At 62.0% G+C, this 13,988-nt stretch carries 13 protein-coding genes and 1 tRNA gene; 3 read left to right on the top strand and 11 right to left on the bottom strand.

The window, feature by feature from the left end:
* Positions 1-168: 168 nt before the first annotated feature.
* Positions 169-253: transfer RNA gene (locus EAO39_RS17770), tRNA-Leu, on the bottom strand.
* A gap of 39 nt (positions 254-292) precedes the next feature.
* On the opposite strand from EAO39_RS17770, the gene cysM reads away from it, so the two are divergent.
* From cysM to EAO39_RS17755, 3 genes are all read left to right on the top strand, one after another.
* Positions 293-1,198, top strand: coding sequence for a cysteine synthase CysM (gene cysM, locus EAO39_RS17765; protein WP_120970134.1), 906 nt, complete (start codon positions 293-295; stop codon positions 1,196-1,198).
* A gap of 122 nt (positions 1,199-1,320) precedes the next feature.
* Positions 1,321-1,944: an NUDIX hydrolase gene (locus EAO39_RS17760; RefSeq protein WP_120970132.1), complete on the top strand. Its 624-nt coding sequence runs from the start codon at positions 1,321-1,323 to the stop codon at positions 1,942-1,944.
* 100 nt (positions 1,945-2,044) lie between these two features.
* On the top strand, positions 2,045-2,272 hold the full coding sequence (locus EAO39_RS17755; RefSeq protein ID WP_120970129.1) for a sulfurtransferase TusA family protein: 228 nt from the start codon (positions 2,045-2,047) through the stop codon (positions 2,270-2,272).
* 89 nt (positions 2,273-2,361) lie between these two features.
* Here the strand turns inward: EAO39_RS17755 and galU are convergent, their stop codons facing one another.
* From galU to hemC, 10 genes are all read right to left on the bottom strand, one after another.
* A complete protein-coding gene (galU, locus tag EAO39_RS17750; RefSeq protein ID WP_120970126.1) occupies positions 2,362-3,249 on the bottom strand; it encodes a UTP--glucose-1-phosphate uridylyltransferase GalU in 888 nt (295 codons plus the stop codon).
* Between the two features lie 74 nt (positions 3,250-3,323).
* Positions 3,324-6,227, bottom strand: coding sequence for a valine--tRNA ligase (locus EAO39_RS17745; protein WP_120970123.1), 2,904 nt, complete (start codon positions 6,225-6,227; stop codon positions 3,324-3,326).
* Between the two features lie 299 nt (positions 6,228-6,526).
* A complete protein-coding gene (locus EAO39_RS17740; protein ID WP_120970120.1) occupies positions 6,527-7,177 on the bottom strand; it encodes a VOC family protein in 651 nt (216 codons plus the stop codon).
* Between the two features lie 462 nt (positions 7,178-7,639).
* Positions 7,640-8,215, bottom strand: a complete 576-nt coding sequence (locus EAO39_RS17735; RefSeq protein WP_120970117.1) for a YceI family protein — start codon at positions 8,213-8,215, stop codon at positions 7,640-7,642.
* Positions 8,216-8,302: 87 nt separating this feature from the next.
* A complete protein-coding gene (locus EAO39_RS17730; protein ID WP_205589407.1) occupies positions 8,303-8,878 on the bottom strand; it encodes a YceI family protein in 576 nt (191 codons plus the stop codon).
* A gap of 30 nt (positions 8,879-8,908) precedes the next feature.
* On the bottom strand, positions 8,909-9,472 hold the full coding sequence (locus EAO39_RS17725) for a cytochrome b (protein WP_120970114.1): 564 nt from the start codon (positions 9,470-9,472) through the stop codon (positions 8,909-8,911).
* 213 nt (positions 9,473-9,685) lie between these two features.
* Positions 9,686-10,996, bottom strand: a complete 1,311-nt coding sequence (locus EAO39_RS17720; RefSeq protein ID WP_120970111.1) for a heme biosynthesis HemY N-terminal domain-containing protein — start codon at positions 10,994-10,996, stop codon at positions 9,686-9,688.
* Between the two features lie 18 nt (positions 10,997-11,014).
* Entirely contained in the window at positions 11,015-12,142 is a 1,128-nt protein-coding gene (locus tag EAO39_RS17715) for a uroporphyrinogen-III C-methyltransferase (RefSeq protein ID WP_120970108.1), read from the bottom strand.
* Positions 12,139-12,987 (bottom strand): uroporphyrinogen-III synthase, encoded by an 849-nt coding sequence (locus EAO39_RS17710; RefSeq protein WP_120970105.1) that lies wholly within the window; start codon positions 12,985-12,987, stop codon positions 12,139-12,141. Before EAO39_RS17710 ends, EAO39_RS17715 begins: the two co-directional genes overlap by 4 nt.
* A gap of 15 nt (positions 12,988-13,002) precedes the next feature.
* Positions 13,003-13,941, bottom strand: coding sequence for a hydroxymethylbilane synthase (hemC, locus tag EAO39_RS17705; protein WP_120970102.1), 939 nt, complete (start codon positions 13,939-13,941; stop codon positions 13,003-13,005).
* Positions 13,942-13,988 lie beyond the last annotated feature (47 nt).

Raw genomic sequence — 13,988 nt, 5'->3', positions numbered from 1 at the left:
CAATCAAGCGCTAAAGAGCGCTCATGGTCAAAGCTGCATAAGGGCATGACAAAGCTGTCTATTGCGTCTGCGATGCTGTTTGAGTGGTATCGGACAGCGGATAAGCAGGTATTTATTCGGGCAAAGAAAAAGCCGTTAAGTCTTTGGAACTTAACGGCTTTCGGTATGTGGTGCCCGGGGCCGGAATCGAACCGGCACGCCTTGCGGCGGGGGATTTTGAGTCCCCTGCGTCTACCAATTTCACCACCCGGGCTGGCTTAGCGCAGACACGAATTATGGCACAGTATTGCTCATGAAAAATTATTCGACCATTGAACAAGCCATCGGACACACGCCGCTGGTGGCTCTGCAACGCATTGGCGCTGACCTGAATCGCGAGCGCGGCAATGTGGTGCTGGGCAAGCTCGAAGGCAACAATCCGGCGGGCTCCGTGAAGGACAGGCCTGCGCTGTCCATGATCCAGCGCGCCGAGGAGCGGGGCGAGATCAAGCCTGGCGATGCGCTGATCGAGGCGACATCGGGCAATACCGGCATTGCTCTGGCCATGGCCGCGGCCATCAAGGGTTACCGCATGATTTTGATCATGCCCGAGGACCTGTCCATCGAGCGTGCCCAGACCATGAAGGCTTATGGTGCCGAACTGATCCTCACGCCCAAGAGCGGCGGCATGGAATATGCCCGCGACCTGGCCGACCAGATGGTGGCCCAGGGCAAGGGCGTGGTGCTGGATCAGTTTGCCAATGCCGACAATCCGCGCGCCCACTATGAGACGACGGGCCCCGAGCTGTGGGAGCAGACCGGCGGCGAGATCACGCACTTTGTCAGCGCCATGGGCACCACGGGCACGATTACCGGCGTGGCCAGGTTCCTCAAGGAAAAGAACCCCAACATCAAGATCATCGGTGCCCAGCCCGCAGAAGGCTCGCGTATCCCGGGCATCCGCAAATGGCCCGAGGAATACCTGCCCAAGATCTTTGATGCCAGTCTGGTAGATGAAGAGATTTCCGTGACGCAGGACGATGCCGAGGACATGGCCCGACGCATGGCGCGCGAAGAGGGGATTTTTGCTGGCATCTCGGCGGCCGGTGCTCTGTGGGTGGCGCAGCAGGTTGCGGCGCGTGAGCACAATGCGACCATTGTGTTTGTGGTGTGCGACCGTGGCGACCGCTATCTGTCCACCGGGGTATTTCCCGCCTGAGCCTTGTCTCTGACGCGATTGCATAGACCATAAAATGGGCTCCAAATAGCTGGAGGTCCTTGTGAATCAAGCGCCTGCAGCTATGTATTTCTAAGTGAAAAACGGCAACAAGGAGAGCCCGGATGGCCTATGAAACCCGCTACTGCAGCCATTGCGCCAACCTGCTTCAATGGATCACGGCGGCAGAGGATGGTGGCGATGTGGCCCGGCTGCGCTGCCCCGCTTGCGGCTGGACGCACTGGGGCAATCCCACGCCGGTGCTGGCTGCCGTGGTGGAAGGTAATGACGGGCGCGTGCTGCTGGCGCGCAATGCCCAGTGGCAGGAAGGCGTGTTTGGCCTGATCACCGGCTTCATGGAAGCGGGAGAGTCGCCCGAAGCCGGCGTCTGCCGCGAGGTGCTGGAAGAGACGGGGCTGCGTGCCAAGTCCCTGCGGCTGCTCTGCTGCTCCGAATTCTTGCGTATGAACCAGGTCTTGATTGCCTACCATGTGCGCGTGGACGGGCTGCCCGGTAATGTGCGGCTCTCGCCCGAGCTGCTGGAGTATCGCTGGCAGACGCCTGAGGAGTCACTGTGCTGGCCTTCGGGAACCGGCTATGCTCTGGCGGAATGGATTAGGCAAAAAGGGCTGGAGCCGCGTTTTGGTGCCTTCAGGCCGGGGCAGAGCCCCGAGCCCGACCCGCGCAAATGGCCGGTTCGGTATTGGGATCAAGATCCGCGCTTTGTCGTCGCTCCGCAACTGACTTGAGTCAATAGGGTAAAGACCGCGCCGTCACTGGCGGAGCGCAGCTTTTCTACAATCGCTTGAAGGCTGCCATTCTTTGCGCCGCCATGATAGGAATCGTCCCATGCAAGTAGACCAAGAAGTTGATACCCGGGGCCTGAACTGCCCGCTGCCCATTTTGAAAGCCAAGAAAGCTTTGGCTGCCATGCAAACCGGCCAGCTGCTCAAGGTGGTGGCCACCGATACCGGCTCCATCCGCGATTTTCAGGCCTTTGCCAAGCAAACCGGCAATGAGCTGGTCGAGCAGCAGACGGTGGGTGATGAGTTCATCCACATTCTGAAGCGTCGCTGAGAGTGTTTGCTCTCGGCTTGAGAGCTGTTAACGAAAAAAAGGCCTGCGATTGCAGGCCTTTTGTATTGGAAAATGACTAACAGAGCGCGTTAGATGCTCAGGGATTTGAGGTATTCGCGAAAGCTCACGCCCACATCGGGGTGTTGCAGCGCCAGTTCTACCGTGGCTTCCAGAAAGCCTTCCTTGCTGCCGCAGTCATAGCGCTTGCCCTTGTACTGGAAAGCGTAGACGGCTTCGTGCTGCATCAGACGCTCAATGGCGTCGGTGAGCTGAATCTCGCCGCCAACGCCCTTGGGCTGGTTGCGGATTTCGTCAAAGATGGCTGGCGTCAGCACATAGCGGCCGGCCACGCCCATGCGCGAAGGCGCTTTTTCGGGGGCGGGCTTTTCCACGATTTCGTCAATGCGCATCAGCGGGCCGCCCGCAGGCTCGCCCTTGACGATGCCGTAGCGCTTGGTGTGCTCCAGCGGCACTTCCTGCACGGCCAGCAGCGAGCGGCCCTGCTTCTGGAAGGCGCTCGTCATTTGCGCCATCACGCCGGGACCGCCGTTTTCGCCTGTCATTAAGTCATCGGCCAGGATGACGGCAAACGGCTCGTTGCCCACCAGAGGCTCGGCACACAGCACGGCATGGCCCAGGCCCAGGGAGCGGGGCTGGCGCACGAACAGGCAGTTCATGTCCGCTGGGCTGACGCTGCGCACCAGATCCAGCATGGCTTGCTTGCCGGCATTCTCCAGCTCGTTCTCCAGCTCATAAGAGGTGTCGAAATGGTCTTCGATGGCGCGCTTGCTGCGGCCGGTGACGAAGATCATGTCGCGTATGCCGGCCTCGTAAGCCTCTTCCACGGCGTACTGGATCAGAGGCTTGTCCACCACGGGCAGCATTTCCTTGGGCGAGGCCTTGGTGGCAGGAAGAAAACGGGTGCCCAATCCGGCCACGGGGAAAACGGCTTTGCGAACGCGGGTGTTGTTGCTCATGCAGGTCTCAACCAAAAAAATTGTGAAAAAGGCGCGGGATCAGCCGCGCCTTTGGATTGCTTCAAGCGAGCATATCAGCCCAGGCGGGCGATCTGCTCTTGGATGCGAGCCAGCGTCGCGCTCTTCTCGGAAACGCGTGTGCGCTCTTGCTCGAGCACCGCAGCCGGTGCCTTGGCGACAAAAGCTTCGTTGCCCAGCTTCTTGTTGGAGCTGGCAATTTCGGCTTCGAGGCGCGTGGCTTCCTTGCCCAGGCGGATTTTTTCCGCAGCCACATCCACTTCAACGAACAGCGCCAGACGGGCATCGCCCACCACGGACACCGGTGCGTTTTGCGCTTCGGCCGTCCAGGTGGCTTCGTCGTCGAACACCTTCACTTCGCTGAGCTTGGCCAGGTTCTGCAGCACGGCAGCGTTGTCGCGCAAGAACTGGGAGTCGGCTTCGCTGCTGGCCACCGTGAGCAGCGGCAGGCGCTGCGCAGGCGAGACGCCCATCTCGCCACGCAGGGCGCGGCAGGCATCGACCATCTGCTTGATGCGACCCACATAGGCAATTGCAGCTTCGTCGATCTTTGCAGGCTGGGCTTCTGGGTAGCGGGCCACGGCGATGGAGTCGCCCTTCAGACCGGCGACGGGAGCCACTTGCTGCCACAGCTCTTCCGTCACAAACGGAATGATGGGGTGTGCCAGACGCAAAATCGCTTCCAGCGTGCGGATCAGCGTGCGGCGCGTGGCGCGCTGCTGGGCTTCGTTGCCGGTCTGGATCTGCACCTTGGCGATTTCCAGATACCAGTCGCAGAACTCGTTCCAGACAAAGTCATAGATGGCGTTGGCCACATTGTCCAGACGGTACTCGGCAAAGCCCTTGGCCACTTCGGCCTCGACCTTTTGCAGCTGAGAGGAAATCCAGCGGTCGGGCTGGCTGAAGTGCATATAGCCGGCGAACTCGCCACCGGGCTGGCACTGCTCCTTGCTGTGTTCCTTGAGGCCGCAGTCATAGCCTTCGCAGTTCATCAGCACAAAGCGCGAGGCGTTCCAGAGCTTGTTGCAGAAGTTGCGGTAGCCCTCGCAGCGCTTGCTGTCGAAGTTGATGGAGCGGCCTAGCGATGCCAGCGCGGCAAAGGTGAAGCGCAGTGCGTCCGCTCCGTAGGCGGGAATGCCTTCGGGGAACTCTTTTTGCGTGTTCTTGCGCACCTGGGGTGCGGTTTCGGGTTTGCGCAGGCCAGTGGTGCGCTTGTCCAGCAGAGGCTCCAGCGAGATGCCGTCGATCAGGTCCACGGGGTCCAGAACATTGCCTTCGGACTTGGACATCTTCTTGCCTTGCGAGTCACGCACCAGGCCGTGGATATACACATGCTTGAACGGTACGCGACCGGTGAAGTGTGTGCTCATCATGATCATCCGGGCCACCCAGAAGAAGATGATGTCGTAGCCGGTCACCAGCACCGAAGAGGGCAGGTAGAGATTGAAATCGTCGTCGGCGGCATCGGTCTGGTTGGGCCAGCCCATGGTCGAGAACGGCACCATGGCAGAGGAATACCAGGTGTCCAGCACGTCGGCATCGCGGGTCAGGGTCTTGCCCGGAGCCTGGGCTTGCGCCTCGGCTTCGTTCTTGGCAACGTAGATATTGCCTTCCTCGTCGTACCAGGCCGGAATCTGGTGGCCCCACCACAGCTGGCGCGAGATGCACCAGTCCTGGATGTTGTTCATCCACTGGTTGTAGGTGTTGACCCAGTTCTCGGGCACGAACTTCACTTCGCCCGAGGCCACGGCATCGATGGCTTTTTGCGCGATGGACTTGCCCGTGGCATCGCCCTCACCTGCCTTGCTCATGGCGATGAACCACTGGTCGGTCAGCATGGGCTCGATCACCTGGCCGGTACGGTCGCAGATCGGCACCATCAGCTTGTGCTTCTTGATCTCGACCATCAGGCCCAGTTCTTCCAGATCGGCCACGATGGCCTTGCGGGCTACGAAGCGGTCCATGCCGCGGTATTTTTCGGGCGCTTCGTCGTTGATCTTGGCGGTCAGCGTCAGCACGCAGATCATGGGCAGCTTGTGGCGCTGACCGACCTGGTAGTCGTTCTGGTCGTGGGCAGGCGTGACCTTGACCACGCCAGTACCGAACTCGCGGTCCACGTACTCGTCGGCAATGATGGGGATCTGGCGGCCCACCAAGGGCAGGGTCACGGTCTGGCCGATCAGATGCTTGTAGCGCTCGTCTTCGGGGTGAACCATCACGGCCACGTCGCCCAGCATGGTCTCGGGGCGAGTCGTCGCCACCACCAGCTGGCCTTCACCGCTGCTCAAGGGGTAGGCAATATGCCAGAGCGAGCCGTCTTTTTCCTGGTTTTCCACTTCCAGATCGGACACGGCCGATTGCAGCACCGGATCCCAGTTCACCAGGCGCTTGCCGCGGTAGATCAGGCCTTGCTGATAGAGCTTCACGAAAGTCTCGGTCACCACCTTGGACAGCTTGTCGTCCATGGTGAAGTACTCGCGGCTCCAGTCCACGGTGTCGCCCATGCGGCGCATTTGCGTGGTGATGGTGTCGCCGGACTTTTCCTTCCATTCCCAGACTTTTTCCACGAATTTCTCGCGGCCCAGGTCATAGCGGCTCACGCCTTGCGCTTGCAGCTGGCGCTCCACCACGATCTGCGTGGCAATGCCGGCATGGTCGGTGCCGGGAATCCAGGCCGTGTTGTGGCCTTTCATGCGGTAGTAGCGCGTCAACGAGTCCATTATGGTCTGGTTGAAGGCGTGGCCCATGTGCAGCGTGCCCGTCACATTGGGCGGCGGCAGCTGGATGGAGAAATTGTGGCCGGCGGCGGTGGACTCGGCGCTGGGCGCACCCGTGCCGCGATAACCGGCATGGCCGTAGCCGCGCTTTTCCCATTCGGGGCCCCACTGGGCTTCAATGGAAGCGGGTTCAAAAGACTTGGAGAGGCTGTTGAGGCCGGGCTGTTGAATGGTGTCGCTCATGGCTGCAGTGCAAGAACTCTGGAAATGAAAACGGCATCCCTATGGAGGATGCCGTCTGCATAAAAAATAGGACGGATTGCTGATGATTTTAGCGATCCGCTGTGCCGCTGCGGTAATTGGTGTTATTTGCGGCTCTGGTGCTTATCTAACAAGCACAAACTGCTATCAAATTAGACGGCTGCGCAGCAAAGAGGCATGGCCCAACTCAGAGACTGCAAGCAAGAGCCTGGCCGGCCGCACCGCCTCGTAGCGATGCTGTCGTCCCCCTTGGGAGAGCCGGCAAAGCCGCTCCGTGGGAGTTATTTCCCCGGAACAAACTCCGGCCGGTCATTGTTCTGAGGCTTGAGTGCCTCGGCCGTCTTGCCTTCGGCGCGCTCCCTGCGCCATTGCTCCTTGCGCGCCGTCCATTCATTGAGGCGGGCATGGGCGGTGGTGCTTTCCTTTTGCATCTGCACCGCATCGGCCAGCTGGGCCGTCAGCTCCAGGCGGATGCCGTTGGGGTCAAAGAAGTAAATGCTCTTGAAGATGTGGTGATCCGTCACGCCCAGCACTTCCACACCGCAGGCCAGCAGACGGGCCTTGGTGTTTTCCAGCTCCTGCTCGGTATCGACGCGAAACGAGATGTGGTTGATCCAGATGGGGGAGTTGGGCGAGGGCAGGGCCGCTTCGTCGTCACCGATGTCGAAGAAGGCAATGAAGGAGCCATCTTTCAAGCGAAAGAAGAAGTGGGTGTAGGGGCAGTATTCGCCCGTGGAGGGCACGTAATCGCTCTGAATGATGTGATAGAGCGGCAGGCCCAGGATGTCTTCGTAAAAGTGACGGGTTTCCTCGGCGTCCCTGGCCTTGTAGGCGTAGTGATGCAGCTGCTGCACGGCCGCAGGCGTGGGCAGGCCGCTCATGTCGATGCGGCGAGGCTGGGAGTAGACCGGCTGGGGGGCAGCAGTGCTCATGGGGTGTCTCCTTGAATCTGGGGTGTGGCTTGATTCTACTATTCGTAATTAATTTCTTTAAAGTGAATTTTAGCTGCTATCAGGGAAATTCGGGTTTGTCTGGAGAGTAGTCGTAACAAACCAAAAAAAAGCCCAGACCGGCAAGCGGGCTGGGCCTTGGTAAGAACGTGTTTACGATCTCTACGCAGCCGCGTTGAGGTGCAATCGGGATGAGTTCGAAGCGATGTGGTGCAGCTTGCACCGGGGTGCAAGCCAGCCGCAGCGTGAAGAAATCGCCCGATTTCGCCTCAACCCTTCGGGCCAGTTCCTTTGCGGGCGGTCTGCGTTGTTGCGAATCCTCGCAATAGCACGGCTATTGCTGCGGTATCGCGCCTAGCATCCCATCCCGCAAAGGCACTGGCGCGGTGCCGAGGAGATCGTAAACACGTTCTAAGAGCCTGGCTCTGTTTCAGAGCCGGAGGCTTATTGCTTGACGGCTTCGATCTGCAGCACCAGACGCACGGTCTTGGGGAAGCCGTAGGGGATGCCGTAGTTCACGCCCCACTGGGTGCGGTCGATGGTGGCCTCGAAGTCGCCGCCGCAGACTTCACGCTTTTGCAGCATGGGGCTTTCGTAGCAGGTGAATTTGTTGGCCTTGATGGTGATGGGATGGGTCTGGTCCAGCAAGGTCAGCTTGCCGGTGACTTCCTTGAGCTTGTCGCCATCGAAAACAAACTTGTCGGAGACAAACTTGGCGGTGGGGAATTTCTCCACGTTGAAGATGTCGGCGCTTTGCAGGTGCTTGTTGAAGGGGGCGGTGCCGGAGTTCACCGAAGTCATGTCCAGCTCGATCTGCACCTTGCCGGTCTTGGCGGCCTTGTCGAACTCCACGGAGCCACTCTTTTTGTCAAAGCGGGCACGGTTGGTCGAGGCGCCAAAGTGATCGATCTCGAAGGTGGCAAAAGTATGGGTCGGGTCGATGGCGTAAGTGGCCGGTGCGGCCTGGACGGCGCCGGCAAACAGGGATGCGGCGGCCAGGGCAAACAAGGTGGTACGCATGGTCAAAAAATCTCCTCGGGGTTGCGGAAAGAATCTAAAACAAGAGCGCTTGGCGCTTGTATCTAAAGGGCTGAGGGCCTGAAAGGCTTAAAGCTTGCCCACGCCGGTCAATGCCAGCTTGAACTGAACATTGACTTCATCGGCCACCATGGAGGTGTCCTTCCAGTCGCCGTCGCCGATCTTGAAAGTCAGGCGCTTGAGCGGCAGAGTGCCGGTGGCCGTGGTGGTGGCACCGGACTGGGTCAGCACCACGGGCACGGACACTTTCTGGGCATTGCCCTTGATGGTCAGCGTGCCGTCGACCTGGTATTTGCCGCCGCCCAGAGCCTTGACGGCGCTGGAATCAAAGGTGGCTTGCGGGAACTTGGCCACGTTGAACCAGTCGGCCTTGGGCAGTTCGGCATCGGTTTCCTTGGCGCCCATGGTGGCGCTGCCGGTGTCCACGCTGAAGTGGATCTTGCTGGCTTCGGGCTTGGCCGTGTCGAAGTTGATCTTGGCATCGAACTTCTTGAAGTGGCCCTTGAGCGGCACGCCCATTTGCTTGGCTTCGAAGTTGATGGCGCTTTGCGCAGGCACCAGCACCTGATTGGCCAGCGCAGCATTGGAGAAAGCGGCTACGCCGAGTGCGGCGATGGCGACAGAGGTCTTGAACATGGTCTTCATGAAATCCAACTCCTTGGTGTTCAACAAAATTCAGGCTTTGCCGGGCAGCATGCGCGAGAGCAGGCCGTCACGGTCTATCAGCAGGTGCTTGACGACGGCTGCCACATGCAGCACGACCAGCGTGGCCAGTGCATAGGCCAGATAACCGTGCCAGGGCTTGAGGGCTTCGGCCAGATCTGGGCTTTTGCCCACCAGATCCGGCAGCGGCAGCACGCCGAACAGCACGATGGGAAAACCGGCCGCCGAGCTGTACATCCAGCCCACCAGGGGAATGGCCAGGAACAGCACATACATCAGGTGGTGCACGCCATGGTGGGCCACATGCTGCCAGGCAGGCATGGCGCGCGAAACCGCTTCGGGCAGAGCCGGAGGGCGGTGGGTGAGACGCCAGACGATGCGCAGCGCCGAGAGCAGCAAAATCGTCATGCCCGCCCATTTGTGCCAGTTGAAGTACTTCAGCCGGGTGGGCGAGAACGGCAGGCTGGTCATATACAGACCAAAGCCGAAGATGGCGATCAGTGCCACGGCCAGCAACCAGTGCAGGGCGATGGCGGTGCCGGTATAGCGTTGCGGTGTGACGGAGACGGTAGTCATGGAGTCGTTTGTTTTGAGGTGTCGGCCGTGTGTTTCGCTGCACCGCATTCATAGGGGGCCAGTGCAGTCTGCAGTGTAGGAAGTGCTGAATGCAAAAAGGTTCAGCGAAATTGAGGGCTTTATTCAAAAAAGCTGAAGGCTCATCGAGCCGCCCAACGAAAAAAGCCCCTGCGCGGTGAGCGCAGGGGCTGGTTCAGGGCTGGAATGAAGACTCTAGTCGTAGAGCGCGGGATTGTCCTGCAGCACCACGGTGGCCTGGGCGGCCAGCTTCCAGGCAATGGCCGAGGCTTCCATGTCGCCGCGGTGCTCGGCCATCAGCGCCAGGCGCTGCCAGGCTCGGGTGCGCAGGGCCGGTTCTTCCAGGCGCGGTGCCGAGCGGGTCAGCAACTGATGTGCCTTGCCCCAGAGTTGGCGCTGTACGCAGGCCATGCCGGCCAGGTATTGCAGGCGTGGTTCATGGGGATTGGCATTGGCAGCGGCTTCCATGCGGGCCAGCCAGGCGCCGTCGAGTTTGGCAAGACAGGACTGCATGACTTGCACCAGCTTGGGCAAATGACTTTCCATGCGCTGGCCGGGGTGGTCCAGCAGATGCACCCACACCGGCAGCAACCAGGCGCGGGCTTGTGCGGCCTCGCCGCCCAGATCGATCAGGCGCTCGGTGGCGGGAATCGCCACTTCCGGCATGGCGCGCTCTTCCTCGTCCAGCGACAGCCAAAAGTGCTGCAGCGACGAGGTATCGCGCGCATCGCGAACGCTGGCCAGCAGCAGGCCGCGCACCACGCTGGCCGAGGCGGCTGGCGAGAAGGCGCGGTGCTTGGCCAGCAGGCGGGCGGTATCCAGTGCGTTGACGGTATCGCCAGCCAGGCGCGATGCCTTGAGCTTGATGCGCAGCGCCATGGTGCGGCGGGCAGCCCCCAAAGGCAGCTCGCCCAGGCGGCGCAGCGATTCGGCCGCATCGCGGTCGTCCAGCGCCCAGCGGGCGGCGCGCATCTGGGCGCCTTCGCGGATTTCGGCGTCCTGCGTGCTGCCGGGTACGGGCAGGATCTCCAGTGCTTTTTGCCAGTGCTGGTCGCGCAGATTGCTGTCTTGCAAAGCGTGCGAGGCATCGGCCGCCAGCAGATTGGCGGTGGCGGCCAGTTGCTGGCCGTAGGGCACGGGGGAGTGGCCGTTGGTGAGAGCCTGCTCCGTGGAGAGCGCTGTCAGCGCGGCCTTGCGGGCGCGCAGAAAGCGGCCGGCCTGCAGATGCGACAGGGCTTCCAGCAGGCTCTGGTTCATGCTGCGCTCTTTTTGCTGCAAGCGCCAACGGCGTGCCTGCTGCGGCATCTGCAGCATGGCAGACAGGGCGCGCAGCGCCGCATACAGCAGCACAAAGGCCAGGGCGACCAGCACAATCGCCAGATTCAGCGACATATCGACCCGATAGGGCGACCAGAACCAGGTCACCGTGCTCTGGTTGTTGCCGGCAAACAGGGCCGCGGCCACGGCCACGGCAAACAAGGCTATCAACCACAAGGCTGCACGCATCAGTGTTCTCCTTGTGCGTTAACGGCCTGCGGCGGCCGTGGCCAGCGCGGTCAGGGTGTCATCGAGCTGCAGGCGCTCGTTGCTGTGCAGATTGGTTTGAATCTGCTGCAGCTGAGCCTGGGCCATCTGGGTGCGGCGGCTGCTGGCATCAAAGTATTTTTGCAGTGCCATGCCTGCGCTGGCCAGGTCGGCACGCGCCGCCTCGCCTTGGCGTGACAGCAGGGCCAGACGGGCGTTGAGCAGCTTGAGCTTGAGGTTCTCGCGCAGGAAATAGCCTTGCTCGGGCGCCAGCAGCACGGCCTCGGGGTGGTCTATGCGGCGCACGCGCACCAGATCGGAGGCACCATCGCTGACCGCCTGCCAGACGCGCAGGCTTTGGCCGCGCCACCAGATCCATTGTGTGGGACCGGCCTGAGGGTCCAGATCGCCGGCGACTTCTGCCGAGTCGTGGCGGCCGCCTTGCTCGGCCAGACGCGAGCGGGTCGAGCGCGGGCGGTTCACGCCGTTGATCAGCGGCAGCTCGTCCACCTGGCGGGCCAGGTCTTCAATGCGGGTCAGCACGCCGGTGGTGTCGGTCACGCTCATGCGCGAGAGCTTGTCCAGATCCAGATCGATAGCACGCACCACAGGCGCCAGGCGGGGTTGCGAGGCGCTTTCGACCCGCTTGCGGGCGGATTTGAGGGTGGCGACCAGCGGTTGCAGGCTGCCCGACAGCTCGGCCTGCTGCTGGGCCAGGCGCACGGCCGAGTCGATATCGGCCACCAGATTTTCATCGCGCGAGCGCGACAGGCTTTGCATCAGCTCTTCAAGCTGGTTGCGCTGCAGGCTGAGTTCGCCCACGCGCGCTTCCATGACGGAGACGCGGGCTGCACTGTCGCGGGCCAGATCCTGGGCGTCCTTGGCCAGGGTGCGCGCCTCTATGGACTGCGCGCCGGACTGGGCCGACTGGCGTGCCAGCTGCTCTTGCATATTGGCCACACGCTGCCACAACATGCCGCAGGCAATCAGGGCGGCCACGGTGACCGCGCCCAGTGCGAAGACCAGCGTGCCCGATGCCGCGCGCGCGGGTGGGGCACTGTTGGAGGTGTCCGCCGAAGCCGGCGATGAAGCGTTGGGGTTGTCGTTATGGATGGCGTCAGAGCTCATGGCACTGATTCTATAGACGCCACCACGGCATGCAGCTCAGGACGGCTTTGCAAAACCAGACCAAATCCGGCCGAAGAGGCTTTGCTGGCAATGCGTTCATGCGTAGCGAGCGCTCGCCCCTGCTGCCAATCCTGGTTCGGCAGCAGCTGTTGTAGGTTGGCAACAGCTTCGGAGCTGCTGAACAGCCACAGAGAGCCGTCCACGGCAGCTTGTTGCGCCAGATGTGCTTGCTCACTGCTCCAGCGCGGCAGCTGGCGCTCATAGACGGCGACGAATTCCACCTCGGCGCCGGCTTCGCGCAAACGGGCTGCCAGCCAGTCGCGGCCGGCACCCGATGTAGCCGGCGGGGCTGGCGCTGCCGCAGGGCTGGAAGCTGCCGGGCTGTCGCCGCGCACGATCAGCACGCGGTCGCCGGGGCGGATTTGCGTATGGACCTGCTGCCACAGCGTTTCGGACTCGAACTGGGCGGCATCCGGCGCCGGGCCGTCGATCTGCGAGGCCGGCATGCCCAGGCTCAGCAAGGCGCTGGCCGTGCCTGGGCCAGGTGTCCATGCTCTTGTTTCAGGAGCTATCAACGCTTGATTGGAAAGTGCTTCAGGCGAATTTGGTTTGAAGAAATACTGAGCCGCATTGCCGCTGACAAACATCACGGCCCGGTAGTTGCCGGGTACCAGGGCGGCATCTCTGGCCGCTACCAGCGCCTGCTGCACGGCGGGAGCGGCGCTAGGGCCTATGGCCATCAACGGCAGAGCCACCGCATTCAGCCCCTGCTCCCGCAAGGCCTGAACCCAGGGCTGGGCGTCATGCGCCGGGCGGGTGACGAGGATGCGGCGTGGGGCCGTCATGCCTGTGGTGGCCGCTCAGGCCTTGGCGGCTGGAATGGCGCCAGCCGCTTGCAGCTGGGCGGCCAGGGCTTCGCCCAGGGCGTTGGCGCTGGCAAAGTCGGTCACCACGGCACTGGCTTGAACGCGCACCAGCGATTTTTGGCCGTCCATATCACCCCAGGCCGCTTGCATGTGCAAGCTTGTGCCTTCAAAGCGGCCGAAAGCGGCCAGCGGCATGGAGCAGCTGCCGCCCATGCAGCGGCTCACGGCGCGCTCTGCCGTCACCGTCAGCCAGGTAGGCATATGGGCCAGCGGGGCCAGAGCGTCGATGATGTCTTGGCGCTCGCTGCGCACTTCAATGCCCAGTGCACCCTGGCCTGCGGCCGGCAGCATCTGGGCCGGGTCGAACTTCATGCGGATGCGATCGGCCATCCCGAGGCGCATCAGGCCGGCGGCGGCCAGCACAATGGCGTCGTACTGGCCTTCGTCCAGCTTGCGCAATCGGGTGTTCACATTGCCACGCAGGGGCTCGATCTTCAAATCGGGGCGCAGGGCTTGCAGCAAGGCCTGACGGCGCAGGCTGGAGGTGCCGACCACGGCGCCTTGGGGCAGCTCGTCCAGCGTGGCATATCGGTTGGAGACAAAAGCGTCGCGCGGGTCTTCGCGCTCCATCACGCAGGCCAGCTCAAAGCCCTCGGGCAGCTCCATGGGCACATCCTTGAGCGAGTGCACGGCCATGGCGGCGCGGCCTTCCTCTAGAGCCACTTCCAGCTCTTTGACAAACAGGCCTTTGCCGCCAACCTTGGACAGGGCGCGATCCAGGATCTGGTCGCCCTTGGTGGTCATGCCCAGCAGATCGACCTGGTGGCCACGGCCGCGCAGAATGGCCTGCACATGCTCCGCCTGCCACAGCGCCAGCTGGCTTTCGCGCGTGGCAATGACGATGGAAGAGGGCGTGGACGTTGGGGAGTTCATAGCAAATGCTGTATCTGGCAAGGTAACAGGGAATGCTAGCATGGCGC

This window comes from Comamonas sp. lk (assembly GCF_900564145.1).
Classification (GTDB): Bacteria; Pseudomonadota; Gammaproteobacteria; order Burkholderiales; family Burkholderiaceae_C; genus Comamonas.
The sequence above is the reverse complement of the archived record's forward strand: the minus strand, read 5'-3'. Positions and strand labels throughout refer to the sequence as shown.